Here is a 14,312-nt window from a genome sequence, read left to right on the forward strand (position 1 = left end):
CCGATAAAGGAGCCCCGCTGATGCCTCAAGAAATGACGCTCAACCAACGCATCGTTCTGGTCTCACGCCCTCAAGGCGCACCCACGCCGGAAAACTTTCGCCTGGAACGTGTGAGCCTGCCGGACCTGGCAGACGGTCAGGTGTTGCTCAAGACCCTGTACCTGTCCCTGGACCCTTACATGCGTGGACGCATGAGTGACGCGCCTTCCTACGCCGCGCCCGTGGAAATCGGCGAGGTGATGACCGGTGGGGCTGTCAGCCGTGTCGAGCAATCGCGCAACCCGAAATTCGAAGTGGGCGACCTGGTGGTCGGCGCCACCGGCTGGCAAAGCCACTGCATTTGCGAAGGCCATAACCTGATCCCGCTGCCCAAGGGCCTGCCGAGTCCGTCGATGGCCTTGGGCGTACTGGGTATGCCGGGCATGACGGCCTATATGGGCTTGATGGATATCGGCCAGCCCAAGGCCGGGGAAACCCTGGTGGTGGCGGCTGCGTCTGGCGCGGTGGGGTCGGTGGTGGGCCAAGTGGCCAAGCTCAAGGGCTTGCGCGTGGTGGGCATTGCCGGTGGCGCAGACAAGTGCCGCTACGTGGTGGGTGAGTTGGGCTTTGACGCCTGTATCGACCACAAGAGCGAAGATTTCGCCCATGAGCTGGCCCTGGCCTGTTTCAAAGGCGTGGACATTTATTTCGAAAACGTCGGCGGTAAAGTCTTCGATGCCGTGCTGCCTTTGCTCAACCCCAAAGCGCGCGTGCCGCTGTGCGGGTTGATTGCCGGCTATAACGCCCATGAAGCGCCCAGCGGCCCTGACCGTTTGCCGGCCCTGCAACGCACCTTGCTGACCAAGCGGGTGCGCATCCAGGGCTTTATCGTGTTCGATGACTACGGCGACCGCCAACCGGAGTTCCTCAGTGCCATGGCGCCTTGGGTGCGCGAGGGCAAGATCAAGTTCCGCGAGGACGTGGTCGACGGCCTGGAGCAGGCGCCCGAAGCCTTTATCGGCCTGCTCGAAGGGCGCAACTTCGGCAAGTTGGTGGTGCGCGTCGCGCAGGATTGAGTATTTGACGCTAATCCGGGGCGCGGGTATAAACCGCGTCTCGTTGTTTTGTCGGACCCTTCGCCCATGAGCTTCAGCCCCCTGATTCGCCAACTGATCGACGCCTTGCGCACCTTGCCCGGCGTTGGCCAGAAAACTGCCCAGCGCATGGCGCTGCAACTGCTGGAGCGTGACCGCAGCGGCGGCACCCGCCTGGCCCAGGCCCTGAGCCAGGCCATGGAGGGCGTGGGCCACTGCCGCCAGTGCCGCACCCTCACCGAAGAAGAACTCTGCCCGCAATGCGCCGACCCGCGTCGCGACGACACGTTGCTGTGCGTGGTGGAAGGGCCGATGGATGTGTACGCCGTGGAGCAAACCGGTTACCGCGGGCGTTACTTTGTGCTCAAGGGCCACCTGTCGCCGCTCGACGGTTTGGGGCCGGAAGCCATCGGTATTCCACAACTGGTGGCGCGAATCGAAGAGCAGGGCACCTTTACCGAAGTGATCCTGGCAACCAACCCGACGGTGGAAGGTGAAGCCACCGCGCACTACATCGCCCAGTTGCTGACCAATAAAGGTTTGATTACTTCACGGATCGCCCATGGCGTACCGTTGGGGGGCGAGCTGGAATTGGTGGACGGCGGCACCCTGGCGCACTCGTTCGCAGGCCGCAAACCCATCGCCCTCTAAAAGCCACTGCAATCTGGAGCTTCCTAACCCTGTAGGAGCGAGCTTGCTCGCGAAAAACTAATAGGCGCCGCGTTCACTCAGGAAGCACGCGTTATCGTTGACGTTTTTCGCGATCAAGCTCGCTCCTACAGGATTAGCGCAGACACAGTCCCTGTGTATGACTTGATAACCAAGCAAGCGCTTGGTAAGTTCGCTCCATCTCGCCATGGAGCTTGCCGATGTCTGCCTATCAGGAATACTTCGACCCCAGCCACCAATTGGTCCGCGACAGCGTGCGCCGGTTTGTCGAGCGCGAGATGCTGCCGGGCATCGAGCACTGGGAGGAAGCTGAGAGCTTTCCCCGTGAGCTTTACCTCAAGGCCGGTGCGGCGGGCATTCTGGGCATCGGCTACCCCGAAACGCTGGGTGGCAGCCACGAAGGCGATCTGTTCGCCAAGGTCGCCGCCAGCGAAGAGCTGATGCGCTGCGGCTCCGGCGGCGTGGTGGCAGGGCTCGGCTCCCTGGATATCGGCCTGCCGCCCATCGTCAAATGGGCCCGGCCCGACGTGCGTGAGCGCATAGCGCCTCTGGTGCTCGCCGGCGAGAAGATCATCGCCCTGGCGGCCACCGAGCCCAGCGGCGGCTCGGATGTAGCCAACCTGCAAACCCGCGCCGTACGTGAAGGCGAGCATTACCGCGTGAGCGGTGCCAAGACCTTTATCACCAGCGGCATTCGCGCTGATTTCTACACCGTGGCCGTGCGCACGGGTGGGCCGGGCTTTGGTGGCATCAGCCTGCTGCTGATTGAAAAAGACACGCCCGGTTTTACCGTCGGCCAGCCACTGAAGAAGATGGGCTGGTGGGCGTCGGACACCGCCGAGTTATTCTTCGATGACTGCCGCGTGCCTGTGGGCAATCTCGTCGGTGTCGAGAACATGGGCTTTGCCTGCATCATGGGCAACTTCCAGAGCGAGCGCCTGGCCTTGGCCCTCATGGCCAACATGACCGCGCAACTGGCCTTGGAGGAAAGCCTCCAGTGGGCCGCCCAGCGCGAAGCATTCGGCAAACCCATCGGCAAATTCCAGGTGCTCAAGCATCGCCTGGCGGAAATGGCTACCGCCGTGGAGGTTTCCCGCGAGTTCACCTATCGCCAGGCCGCGAAGATGGCCGCCGGCAAGAGCGTAATCAAAGAGATTTCCATGGCCAAGAATCTGGCCACCGATACCGCTGATCGGGTGACGTATGACGCGGTGCAGATATTGGGCGGGCAGGGATATATGCGTGGCAGTCTGGTGGAGCGGCTGTATCGCGATAACCGGATTTTGTCGATTGGTGGCGGGACGCGCGAAGTGATGAATGAAATCATCAGTAAGCAGATGGGGTTGTAAGCCGGGGTGTTCTTTCGGCCTCATCGCGGGCAAGCCCGGCTCCCACAGGAGAATGCATTCCAAGGTGGGAGCCGGGCTTGCCCGCGATGGCGTCAGTACTGACGACGCTTATCTCTCAGTCAGCCCGAACTGCGTCAGGCAATACGTCGGAATCCCCATGTCTGCCAACCGCTGCGAGCCACCCAGCTCCGGCAAATCAATAATCGCCGCGGCTTCAAAGATCTTTGCCCCCATGCGCCGCACCAGGTTCGCCGCCGCAATCAGGGTGCCGCCGGTGGCGATCAGGTCATCGAACATCAGCACGGAGTCGCCTTCGCACAGGCTGTCGGCGTGCACTTCCAGGAACGCTTCGCCGTACTCGGTCTGGTAACCCTCGGCCAGCACGTCCGCCGGCAGCTTGCCTTGCTTGCGGAACAGGATGAGCGGCTTGTTGAGTTGGTAGGCGATGATCGAGCCGATCAGGAAGCCACGGGCATCCATTGCACCGATATGGGTGAAATCGGCTTCGACATAGCGTTGGGCAAAGCTGTCGGCCACCAGGCGCAGGGCGCGGGGCGATTGAAACAGCGGCGTGATGTCACGAAAGATCACACCCGGCTTGGGGAAGTCGATAACGGGGCGAATCAGGGATTTGATGTCGAACGAATCAAAAGTCATCGTCGAGGAGTCCAGAGCGGAAAACGGACTCGAAGTATACCTGCGGCCTCGCCGATTGGCGCGGCCGCAGCCTGGATCAGACCTCCAGCGAACCGCCAGCCAATGCACACAGCTGGATCGGGTCGAGGATATGCACTTCTTTACCCTCGGCGGCAATCAACTGGTTCTGCTGGAAACGGGTAAACACGCGGGACACGGTCTCCACTGCCAGGCCCAGGTAATTACCGATCTCATTGCGCGACATGCTCAGGCGGAACTGGTTGGCCGAGAACCCACGGGCGCGAAAGCGCGCCGACAGGTTGACCAGGAACGTGGCGATGCGCTCGTCGGCGGTTTTCTTCGACAGCAGCAGCATCATTTGCTGGTCGTCACGAATCTCGCGGCTCATCACGCGCATCAATTGGCGGCGCAATTGCGGCAGTTGCAGGGCCAGTTCATCCAGGCGCTCGAAAGGAATTTCGCACACCGACGTGGTTTCCAGGGCCTGGGCCGACACCGGATGAATCTCGGTGTCCATCCCCGACAGCCCGACCAACTCGCTTGGCAGGTGGAAACCGGTGATTTGCTCTTCGCCGCCGTCGCTGAGGCTGAAGGTCTTCAACGCGCCCGAGCGTACTGCATAGACGGAATCAAACTTGTCGCCCTGGCGAAACAGAAACTCGCCTTTTTTCAGTGGGCGGCCGCGTTTGACGATGTCGTCCAGCGCATCCATGTCTTCCAGATTCAACGAAAGTGGCAGGCAGAGGGGGGCCAGGCTGCAATCCTTGCAATGGGCCTGGCTGTGAGCGCGCAGTTTGACTGGCTCGGACATTTCTTAAATCCTTGTGGGAAAACACACATAAGACGTAAGGGTAACGCACTGGGGGGCAGCGAGGCCAGCGTGTACAGAAAACCTGCACAGGTATAAAGATTTGTTGCTTGAGGTCGATACAGAGAGCACATCTCTTAGACGGAGCTCGGATCATGTCTGTTATAGCGGCCTACAACCCGGCTATTCGCATCCCTGTTGTGCCTGACGCGAAGCCGGTTACTGCGCTCAAGGACGAAGGTCCCACCCTTGAAAAATCTTCTGAAACCAAGGTCGTGGAAGGTGTGACAGTGACTATTTCCGCTGCGGCATTCAAAGCTGCAGGCGTGGAGCAGCGCAGCAATGCGGACATCGATGACAGTGGCCTGGAAGACAACGTCAAACAGGTATTGAAAATGATCCGCCAACTGAAGCAACAGATCGCCGAAAAACAGGCCGAACTGGCGGCGGTGGCCGCGGACAGTAATCTTTCCCCTGAAGAGGCGCGTGCCAAGGCCAGCGCGCTGCAGACCGAGATCGGTTCGCTGCAGGCTGGCCTGATGTCGGCTCAGACGTCGCTGGCCAAGGCGATGAAAGGCATGAGTGCCGAGGATTCGATGAAAGCTGCCTCCCTGGCGATGTAATCAAATCACCCGCGAAAACCGTTGCCTGTTCTGGTGCTCCAGGTAGGCATCGAACACCATGCACACCGAGCGCACCAACAAGCGCCCGGCTGGCAGCACGCGAATGCCCTGAGCGTCCAGTTCGATCAAGCCATCATCGGCCATTGTCTGCAATTGCGGCCATGACTCGGCAAAATAGCCGCGAAAATCGATGTTGTACGCCTGTTCGATTCCCTCGAATGCCAGGCTGAAATTGCAGATCAACTGCTGGATCACGTCCCGTCGCAACCGGTCGTCCGTAGTGCAGACCAGGCCGCGGCTGGTCGCCAGTTGCGCGCCCGCCAAGGCATTCTGGTACTGGTTCAGGTCACTGCTGTTCTGGCAATACAGGTCGCCGATCTGGCTGATCGCCGACACCCCCAGCCCAATCAGGTCGCAGTGCCCGTGGGTGGTGTAACCCTGGAAGTTGCGCTGCAGCTTGCCTTCTTCCTGGGCCACCGCCAGTTCGTCGTCCGGCAGCGCAAAGTGGTCCATGCCGATGTAGCGGTAACCGGCCTGGGTCAGTTGTTCGATGGTGGTTTGCAGCATCAGCAGTTTTTCTGCCGGCGAGGGCAGGTCGTCGGTGTTGATCCGCCGCTGGGGCATGAAGCGTTCCGGCAGGTGCGCGTAGTTGAATACCGACAGGCGGTCAGGCTGCAAGCGGATAACTTCCTCCACGGTGCGCGCAAAGTTCAACGGCGACTGCTTGGGCAGGCCGTAGATCAGGTCGATATTGATCGAGCGAAATTGCAAGGTGCGCGCTGCATCGATCACGGCGCGGGTTTCCTCCAGGCTTTGCAGGCGGTTGACCGCCCGTTGCACCTCGGGGTCGAGGTCTTGCAGGCCGATGCTCACGCGGTTGAAGCCCAGTTCGCGTAGCAGGCCCATGGTGGCCCAGTCGGCTTCGCGCGGGTCGATTTCGATGCCGTAGTCGCCCGAGTCATCATCCAGCAAATTGAAATGCTGGCGCAGGCGTGTCATCACCTGGCGCAGTTCATCGTGGCTGAGAAACGTTGGCGTACCGCCGCCGAAATGCAGTTGCTCAACGGGTTGCTGCGGGTCGAGGTGGCAGGCCACCAATTGGATCTCCTGCTCCAGGCGCTGTAGGTAGGCCTGGGCGCGCCCCCGGTCCTTGGTGATCACCTTGTTGCAGGCGCAGTAGTAGCAAATGTTGGCGCAGAAGGGTACATGCACGTACAGCGACAGTGGCCGCACTGCCTTTCGGCTGTCACGCAGGGCGTGGAGCAGGTCGAAGGTGCCGACCTGGCTGTCAAATTGTACGGCGGTGGGGTAGGACGTGTAGCGCGGCCCCGCCAAGTCGTAGCGGTGAATCAGATCTGTGTCCCAACGAATGGCGTCGAGCATGCGGGCGGTCCCCCGGATTGGCTAGTGGGCCGAGTCTAGGGGCAGGGCAGGCAAGGCATGTTGATTTGCATCAACGGGGAGCGGCGCTATGCCACAGGGCCTGTTAATGCCCCATTAGCCAGTGCTGATGGGGGCCGGGCAAGGTCCAGAGGCCGAAGATCATCACCAGCACCCCGCCGGCCACCCGCACGCTGCGCTTGCGCAACAACGCCGTCACCCGTTCGGCGGCCAGCCCGGTGGCCAGCAGCACCGGCCAGGTGCCCAGCCCGAACGCCAGCATCAGCAAGGCGCTGTCCAGTGCATTGCCCTGGCTCGCCGCCCATAGCAGGGTGCTGTAGACGAGCCCGCACGGCAACCAGCCCCACAGCGCACCCAGCAACAAGGCGCGGGGCAGGCTGGACACCGGCAGCAAACGGTTGGCCACTGGCTGCAGATGCCGCCACAGGCCGCGCCCCAGGCTTTCGATACGGGTGAGGCCGCTCCACCAGCCGGCCAGGTACAGGCCCATGCAGACCAACAGCAGGCCGGCGAGCACACGCATGAACATCGCTGCCGGGCTGTTGGCCACCGCCCAGCCGGCCAGGCCGATCAATAAACCGGCGGTGGCATAGCTGAGGATGCGCCCCAGGTTGTACGCCAGCAGCAGGCGAAAACGGCGGCTGCGTTGTTCCTTGGGAATCGCCAGGGTCAGCGCGGCCATCAACCCACCGCACATGCCCAGGCAGTGGCCACCACCGAGCAGGCCGAGGATCAGCGCCGAGACCAGCAAGGGCATCAGCTCAAGCATGAGGGGGCTCTTTGGGCGGTTGCTCGGGGTTGTTGGCTTCATCGATGGCGGCCAGGTGGTTCGGGTCCTGGTCATCGAACAGCACGCTGTGGGCCGGGCCATCGAGGTCTTCGTACTGGCCGCTGTCCACGGCCCAGAAGAAGATGTAGATGGCCACGCCCACTAACAGCAGTGCTGCCGGAATCATCACATAGAGAGCTGGCATCTGTACTCCATGCCCACGCGGCTCAGGCCGGCAGCGGGCGGGTTGCTGGGGCGGTACCCGGGGCTTGCGCGCTCGGCAGGCGAGTCAGGCGCAACGCGTTGAGTACCACGGTCAACGAACTGAGGGACATGCCGATGGCCGCCCAGATCGGAGTGATCCAACCCAGGGCGGCGAACGGCAGCATAAGGCCATTGTACAACCCGGCCCACAACAGGTTCTCGATGATCACTCGGCGGGTGCGCCGCGCGAGGCTGAAGGCCTGCACCAGCGCATCCAGGCGGTTGGACAACAGCACCGCATCGGCGCTGGTTTTTGCCAGGTCGGTGGCCGAGCCCATCGCCACACTGATATCGGCAGCAGCCAACACCGGCACATCATTGACCCCATCGCCCAGCATCAGCACTTTGCGACCTTCCTTGTGCAGGTTTTGCAGTACCTGCAGCTTGTCGTCAGGGCGCAGGCTGCCGTGGGCTTCGTCGATACCCAGCTCAGAGGCGACACTGGCTACCATCGGCGAACTGTCGCCGGAGAGCAACAGCGTGCGCCAGCCCCGCGCCTTGCATGCGGCCAGCAAGGCGGGGGCGTCGCTGCGCAGACGGTCGTCGAGTACGAACCAGGCCAGCGCCCCGCTGCGGTCGCCCAGCAGCAGCCATTGCCCGGCTTCGTCCGGCGAGGCGGGAATCGCGCAGCCACTGAGTTCACAGACAAAACCCGGCTGGCCGATGCGCAACAGACGTTCTCCCACACGACCCTCCAGGCCCAGCCCTTGCGTGCTCAGCACTTCATCGGCGGCCAGCGGCGCACGGCCGAAGGCACGGGCAATCGGGTGTTCGGAGCGGTTCTCCAGGGCGGCGGCAAGGCCCAGGCATTGGTCGCTGTCCAGCGCGCCGAGGGGCCGGATGGCGCGCAACGCCAGGCGCCCTTCGGTGAGGGTGCCGGTCTTGTCGAAAATCACCGTATCAATCTGGTTCAGGCCCTCCAGCACATGGCCGCGGGTCAGCAGTAACCCGAGACTGTGCAAGGTACCGGTGGCGGCGGTAAGGGCGGTGGGCGTGGCCAGCGACAGGGCGCACGGACAGGTCGCCACCAGCATCGCCAGCACAATCCAGAACGCCCGGGTGGGGTCCAGCTCCCACCACAGCAGGCCGATCAGTGCGGCGGCGATCAGCGAGCACAACAAGAACCACTGCGCAGCGCGGTCGGCGATCTGCGCCAGGCGCGGCTTCTCGGCCTGGGCGCGCTCCAGCAGGCGCACGATGGCGGACAGGCGCGTGTCATGCCCCAGGGCGCGTACTTGGACGGTCAGCGCGCCTTCGACATTCAGCGTGCCGGCCGTGACGCTCTCACCCGTGCGCCGAGGTTGCGGCAGGTACTCGCCGGTCAGCAGGGATTCATCAATGCTGGATTGGCCGTCGAGAATCACCCCATCCGCCGGCAGCACCGCACCGGGATGCACCAGCACACGATCACCCAGTGCCAACTCGCTGAGCAGGATGCGTTCGCTCTGGCCATTGTCCTTGAGGCGCAGGCAGGAGGCGGGCAACAGGTTGACCAGTTGGGCGGTGGCTGCGGCAGTACGCTCCCGGGCGCGGCGCTCAAGGTAGCGTCCGGCCAGCAGGAACAGGGCAAACATGCCCACGGCATCGAAATACAACTCGCCTACGCCAGTGATCGCGGTCCAGATGCCGGCCAGGTACGCGCCGCCAATCGCCAGGGACACCGACACGTCCATGGTCAGGTGGCGCGTGCGCAGGTCACGCAGGGCGCCTTTGAAGAAGGGCGCGCAGCTGTAGAACACGATGGGCGTGGTGAGAAACATTGCGACCCAGCGCAGGATGATGTGCAGCTCCGGGCTCAGGTCAATATTGAATTCCGGCCAGGTGGCCATGGTTGCCATCATGGCTTGGAACCACAGCAAGCCGGCGACTCCCAGTTGTCGCAGGGCCAGTCGATTCTCGCTGGCCAATTGTTCGGCGGCGCGGTCGGCCTGGTAAGGGTGGGCGGCGTAACCGATATGGCGCAGCTCGCTGAGCAGTTGGCTCAACGGCAATTGCCCATCGGCCCAGCGCACGTGCAGGCGGTGGTTGGACAGGTTCAATCGCGCTTCGGCCACCGCAGGCAGGCTGCGCAGGTGTTTCTCGATCAACCAGCCGCAGGCGGCGCAACTGATGCCTTCCATCAGCAAGGTGGTTTCGGCCAGGTCGCCTTGATGGCGGACAAAGGGTTTTTGCACATCGGCGCGATCGTACAGCGCCAGCTCGTCCACCAATTGCACGGGGAGCGCCTCGGGGTTGGCCGAGGCTTCGCTGCGGTGTTGGTAATAGCTTTCCAGCCCGCCGGCCACTATCGCCTCGGCCACGGCCTGGCAGCCCGGGCAGCAGAGTTCGCGGCGTTCGCCGAGGATCTGGGCGGTGAACCGGCTTCCGGAGGGGACGGGTAGGGCGCAGTGGTAGCAGGGGGTGGGTTGGGTCATTACTCGGTTCCGCAGATCGTTCCCACGCTTTGCGTGGGAATGTTGCCCGTGACGCTCTGCGTCACAAAGCGGACGCAGAGCGTCCAGCAAGGCGTTACCACGCAGAGCGTGGGAACGATCATCGTCTACTTCTTCAAGTCTTCAGCGCCCTGCAACGGTTCGTCACCCAGCAACAAATCCTTGTCATGGCTGACCTCTTCCTCTTCGAACAGGCGCCAGGTGTTGCCGCCTTCCACGCCAAGCAGTTCCACGAAACGGCGACCTTCGACCTTGTCGGTGACCTGGCCAATGTAGCGGCCGGGCTCGCTGTCGCTGCGGGTGAGGTTGATCTTGCGATCCTTCTCTGGCTGGGTCGGGGAGATCAGGTTCAGCTCCAGGGTATTTGGATTGCTGTAGCCAGTCAGTTGCAGCTCGACCTCGCCGGTCAGTTCGTCCAGGTGCAGCTTGCCGCGCAGTTGCAGGGTCTGGGCCAGGCGTTCGCGGTCCAGGGAACGGTTGATGCCTTTGCCGGCCTCGTAGTAGTTGTCGTTGACCAGATTGTCCGGGTTGTTCACTGCGATGGTCACCATGGACAAGGTCAGGGTCACCGAGCAGGCCAGAATCGCGATGATGATCCAGGGCCAGAGGTGCTTGTACCAAGGGCTGGCGGCAGTAGTTGCGGGCATGCGTATGTTCCCTGTTAACGGACTTGTGGGCCGATGAATCGGCTCTTGGCTTCAATATGGACGCTGGTGTCATCGGCGTCTTCGAGGATGAAGGTCACCTCGTTGGTGCTCGACGGCAACTGCTCGGGCGCACTCGACAACTCCACCGGCATGCTGACGATATCGCCGGCGGCCACTTTGATTTCGCGCCGGCCTTGCAGCTTGAGGTCTGGCAGGCCAGCGGCGTCGAGCACGTAGGTGTGGTCGCGCTGGTCTTTGTTCATGATCTTCAGGCTGTAGACGTTTTCGATGCGCCCTTCGGCGTTCTCGCGATACAGCACGCGGTCTTTGCTGACGTCGAAACCTACCAGCGAGCGCATGAAGAAGGCCGACACCAACAGGCTGATCATCGCCAGCAACACCAGGGCGTAACCGATCAGGCGCGGGCGCAGCTTATGGGTTTTCTGCCCCGAAAGGTTGTGTTCGGTGGTGTAGCTGATCAGGCCGCGTGGGTACTCCATCTTGTCCATGATGTTGTCGCAGGCATCGATACAGGCGGCGCAACCGATGCACTCGATTTGCAGCCCGTCGCGGATATCGATACCGGTAGGGCACACCTGCACGCACATCGTGCAGTCGATGCAGTCGCCCAGGCCCTGGGCCTTGTAGTCGGTACCCTTTTTACGTGGGCCACGCACTTCGCCACGGCGCGGATCATAGGACACGATCAAGGTGTCCTTGTCGAACATCACGCTCTGGAAGCGCGCATAGGGGCACATGTAGATGCACACCTGCTCACGCAGCCAGCCGGCGTTGCCGTAGGTGGCGAGGGTGAAGAAACCCACCCAGAAATACGACCAGCCATCGGCCTGGCCAGTGAAAAAGTCGAACACCAGTTCGCGAATCGGCGAGAAGTAGCCGACGAAGGTGATGCCGGTGGCAAAGCCGATCAGCAGCCACAGGCTGTGCTTGCTGAACTTGCGCAGGAATTTGTTGGCGCTCATGGGCGCTTTGTCGAGCTTGATGCGCTGGTTGCGGTCGCCTTCGGTGACCTTTTCGCACCACATGAAGATCCATGTCCACACGCTCTGTGGGCAGGTATAGCCGCACCACACACGCCCGGCGTATACGGTGATAAAGAACAGGCCAAATGCCGCGACAATGAGAATGCCCGACAGCAGGATGAAATCCTGAGGCCAGAACGTTGCGCCGAAAATAAAGAATTTACGCTCCGGCAGGTTCCACCACACCGCCTGGTGACCGCCCCAATTCAGCCACACCGTGCCGAAGTACAACAGGAACAGAGCGGCACCGCCGACCATGCGCAAGTTGCGGAACAAGCCAGTGAAGGCGCGGGTGTAGATCTTCTCTCTCGAAGCGTAGAGGTCGACGGTCTTGGCAGGCGGGGTAACGTCATGTACCGGTATCTGGTCGCTCATCATTGCATCCCACGGCGGTGGAGATTTGCCTCGGCCAGTACGTGCCAGCCGGGGTCAAATTAAGGGTGTTGCAGTGGCCTAATGATACGCCCCCGATGGTGCGCAAAGGGTGCGACCTTTGGTCGCGTTGGGGGAAATCAATTGATGGTGTACGTGACCTGGATCAATTGACTTGGCAAGTATGGACGGTTTTTGTCGGTAAGCCGGTCATTCGTCCCATGGATTGATCAGTGCAACGCCGCTCGATTGGAAGTCGCTGATGTTGCGCGTGACGACGGTGAGCCCATGAACCAGCGCAGTTGCGGCAATCAATGAATCACTTTCGTTGGCTCGGTCGGGTACATGCAAGTGTGCGCAACGCAACGCGACCGCTGCATCGACGGGCAGGATTCTGGCATCAAAGGCGGGCATCACATGACGCTTGAGCCAGGCTCTCAGCACCTTCCCCTGCGCCGGGTCTCGCCGCTCAATTCGCAGGACTCCGGTTTCCAATTCCTTCAGCGTGATCGCCGAAATAAACATACGTGGAGCCACCACACTTTTTGCCCACGCCACGACATTTGAATCAGCCTGAGGTTTACGCAGTTCAGAGATCACATTCGTGTCGAGTAAATACATCAAGAAAAGTCCACGGGTCGATGAATGATCACGGCACGTTCGGTTTCGAAGTCGATAGCGGCCGCTTCCGGCATCACCAACAGGTCAACGATGTCGGCATTCAGACCTGTCAGCTTCTGGTAGTCCTCAATGCTTAGCAGTACATGGGCAGGCTTGCCGCGATCAGTGATAAAAACCGGCCCTTTGCGGGCGGCTTTTTTGGCACCACTTGTGTCTTGGTTGAATTCGCGGCTGGAAATGGTCGTGATGGTCATGGGGTAGGTCCCCTTCGCTGGAGTGAATGTAGTTACGTTACTACTTGGCGAGTGCGCGCGGCAAGGTTGAGGCTACGAACGGTAGATTTGGCTTTGAAAGTTTCGCAGCTAAAACAAAAAAGCCCCGCCAGCATTCGCTGCGCGGGGCTCCATTATTGTTTCAGAGGTCTTACTGCTCCTCAGCCTTCTTATCCCCATGCGACAAGCTATACACATACGCCGCAAGCAAGTGCACCTTGTCATTGCCCTGCAACTGCTCCTGCGCGGGCATCTGGCCCTGGCGGCCATAACGGATGGTCTGCTGCAGTTGCGCAAAGCTTGAACCGTAGATGAACGCCCCCGGATGCGTCAGGTCCGGCGCGCCCATGGCGGGGGTGCCTTTACCGGCCGGGCCGTGGCAGGCCACGCAGTTGGCGGCGAAGAGTTTCTCACCGTTGGCCACATCGGCCTTGGCACCTTCCGGCAGTTTGCGACCATCGAGTTGGGTCACCACAAAGCCTGCTACGTCAGCCACGCCTTGCTCGCCGATGACTTCGGCCCAGCCTGGCATCACCGCGTGGCGGCCCTTCATGATGGTTTCCTTGATGGTGTTGGGTTCGCCACCCCAGCGCCAGTCGGCGTCGGTCAGGTTGGGAAAGCCGTAGGCGCCCTTGGCGTCGGAGCCGTGGCACACCGAGCAGTTGGAGGCAAACAGCCGACCGCCCATCTTCAAGGCTTGCGGGTCCTTGGCGACTTCTTCAATGGGCATCGATGCGAACTTGGCGAAGATCGGCCCGAACTTGGCCTCCGACCTGGCCATTTCCTTTTCCCATTCGTGCACGCCGGTCCAGCCGGTCTGGCCGTTGGCGAACGGGGTTTGCTTGTCGTTGTCGAGGTAGTTGTAGCCTGGCAGCAGACCCTTCCAGTTGCCCAGGCCAGGGTAGAGCACCAGGTAACCAAGGGCGAAGACGATGGTGCCGACAAACAGCATGAACCACCACTTAGGCAGCGGGTTGTCGTACTCCTCGATGCCGTCAAACGAGTGGCCGACGGTCTCGTCCGTCTGTTCGGTGCGCTGGCCCTTGCGGGTCGACAGCAGCAGCCAGGTCAGGGCGAAGATGGTACCCAGACTGAGGACTGTGACGTACAGACTCCAGAACGTAGTCATTCTTTGTTACTCCTAGAAGCTTGCTCGACGTGCTTGATGGCTTCGGGATCATCTGCAAAGGGCAGCATGGTCGCGTCGTCAAACTCCGACTTGCGCCGTGGGCTGAACACCCACAACGCCAGGCCGATAAAGGCCACCATCACCACAACGGTGCCCAGGCCACGAATCATCCCGATATCCATG

Annotated in this window: 16 protein-coding genes; 4 read left to right on the forward strand and 12 right to left on the reverse strand. The window is 61.5% G+C overall.

The features are described 5' to 3' along the window. Positions 1 to 20: 20 nt before the first annotated feature. From FXO12_RS26845 to FXO12_RS26855, 3 genes are all read left to right on the forward strand, one after another. Positions 21 to 1,055 carry an NADP-dependent oxidoreductase gene (locus FXO12_RS26845; RefSeq protein ID WP_057976405.1) on the forward strand — a complete coding sequence of 345 codons (1,035 nt, stop codon included), beginning with the start codon at positions 21 to 23 and terminating at the stop codon, positions 1,053 to 1,055. Between the two features lie 66 nt (positions 1,056 to 1,121). Next, positions 1,122 to 1,724 carry a recombination mediator RecR gene (gene recR / locus FXO12_RS26850; RefSeq protein ID WP_014719453.1) on the forward strand — a complete coding sequence of 201 codons (603 nt, stop codon included), beginning with the start codon at positions 1,122 to 1,124 and terminating at the stop codon, positions 1,722 to 1,724. A 218-nt stretch (positions 1,725 to 1,942) separates the two neighbouring features. After that, the gene (locus FXO12_RS26855) at positions 1,943 to 3,091 is read left to right on the forward strand and encodes an acyl-CoA dehydrogenase family protein (protein WP_057976231.1); all 1,149 of its coding nucleotides are present in this window, start codon (positions 1,943 to 1,945) and stop codon (positions 3,089 to 3,091) included. Between the two features lie 108 nt (positions 3,092 to 3,199). Here the strand turns inward: FXO12_RS26855 and FXO12_RS26860 are convergent, their stop codons facing one another. Then, on the reverse strand, positions 3,200 to 3,748 hold the full coding sequence (locus FXO12_RS26860; protein WP_034128393.1) for an adenine phosphoribosyltransferase: 549 nt from the start codon (positions 3,746 to 3,748) through the stop codon (positions 3,200 to 3,202). A 76-nt stretch (positions 3,749 to 3,824) separates the two neighbouring features. Continuing rightward, positions 3,825 to 4,559: a fumarate/nitrate reduction transcriptional regulator Fnr gene (gene fnr, locus FXO12_RS26865; protein ID WP_005790290.1), complete on the reverse strand. Its 735-nt coding sequence runs from the start codon at positions 4,557 to 4,559 to the stop codon at positions 3,825 to 3,827. Positions 4,560 to 4,711: 152 nt separating this feature from the next. On the opposite strand from fnr, the gene FXO12_RS26870 reads away from it, so the two are divergent. After that, positions 4,712 to 5,179: a FlxA-like family protein gene (locus tag FXO12_RS26870; protein ID WP_080757733.1), complete on the forward strand. Its 468-nt coding sequence runs from the start codon at positions 4,712 to 4,714 to the stop codon at positions 5,177 to 5,179. Here FXO12_RS26870 and hemN read toward each other — a convergent pair whose 3' ends face one another. The 10 genes from hemN to FXO12_RS26920 all read right to left on the reverse strand — a co-directional run bounded on the left by hemN (position 5,180) and on the right by FXO12_RS26920 (position 14,311). After that, positions 5,180 to 6,562, reverse strand: coding sequence for an oxygen-independent coproporphyrinogen III oxidase (hemN, locus tag FXO12_RS26875; RefSeq protein WP_034128394.1), 1,383 nt, complete (start codon positions 6,560 to 6,562; stop codon positions 5,180 to 5,182). A gap of 103 nt (positions 6,563 to 6,665) precedes the next feature. Beyond that, on the reverse strand, positions 6,666 to 7,349 hold the full coding sequence (locus FXO12_RS26880; protein ID WP_057976230.1) for a sulfite exporter TauE/SafE family protein: 684 nt from the start codon (positions 7,347 to 7,349) through the stop codon (positions 6,666 to 6,668). Next, positions 7,342 to 7,554, reverse strand: coding sequence for a cbb3-type cytochrome oxidase assembly protein CcoS (gene ccoS, locus FXO12_RS26885; RefSeq protein ID WP_054898601.1), 213 nt, complete (start codon positions 7,552 to 7,554; stop codon positions 7,342 to 7,344). Before ccoS ends, FXO12_RS26880 begins: the two co-directional genes overlap by 8 nt. Positions 7,555 to 7,576: 22 nt before the next feature. Next, positions 7,577 to 10,027, reverse strand: a complete 2,451-nt coding sequence (locus FXO12_RS26890) for a heavy metal translocating P-type ATPase (RefSeq protein WP_057976228.1) — start codon at positions 10,025 to 10,027, stop codon at positions 7,577 to 7,579. Between the two features lie 125 nt (positions 10,028 to 10,152). After that, positions 10,153 to 10,692: a FixH family protein gene (locus tag FXO12_RS26895; protein ID WP_014719446.1), complete on the reverse strand. Its 540-nt coding sequence runs from the start codon at positions 10,690 to 10,692 to the stop codon at positions 10,153 to 10,155. Between the two features lie 14 nt (positions 10,693 to 10,706). After that, the gene (gene ccoG / locus FXO12_RS26900; RefSeq protein ID WP_057976226.1) at positions 10,707 to 12,110 is read right to left on the reverse strand and encodes a cytochrome c oxidase accessory protein CcoG; all 1,404 of its coding nucleotides are present in this window, start codon (positions 12,108 to 12,110) and stop codon (positions 10,707 to 10,709) included. Positions 12,111 to 12,317: 207 nt separating this feature from the next. Next, entirely contained in the window at positions 12,318 to 12,728 is a 411-nt protein-coding gene (locus FXO12_RS26905; RefSeq protein WP_057976224.1) for a type II toxin-antitoxin system VapC family toxin, read from the reverse strand. Continuing rightward, entirely contained in the window at positions 12,728 to 12,982 is a 255-nt protein-coding gene (locus FXO12_RS26910; RefSeq protein ID WP_057976223.1) for a type II toxin-antitoxin system Phd/YefM family antitoxin, read from the reverse strand. Before FXO12_RS26910 ends, FXO12_RS26905 begins: the two co-directional genes overlap by 1 nt. Positions 12,983 to 13,151: 169 nt before the next feature. Continuing rightward, complete coding sequence (gene ccoP, locus FXO12_RS26915) at positions 13,152 to 14,129, reverse strand: cytochrome-c oxidase, cbb3-type subunit III (protein WP_014719444.1); 978 nt, start codon at positions 14,127 to 14,129, stop codon at positions 13,152 to 13,154. Continuing rightward, entirely contained in the window at positions 14,126 to 14,311 is a 186-nt protein-coding gene (locus FXO12_RS26920; RefSeq protein ID WP_003193169.1) for a CcoQ/FixQ family Cbb3-type cytochrome c oxidase assembly chaperone, read from the reverse strand. Before FXO12_RS26920 ends, ccoP begins: the two co-directional genes overlap by 4 nt. Position 14,312: the final 1 nt, after the last annotated feature.

This window comes from Pseudomonas sp. J380 (assembly GCF_009827115.1).
Lineage (GTDB): Bacteria > Pseudomonadota > Gammaproteobacteria > Pseudomonadales > Pseudomonadaceae > Aquipseudomonas > Aquipseudomonas paracarnis.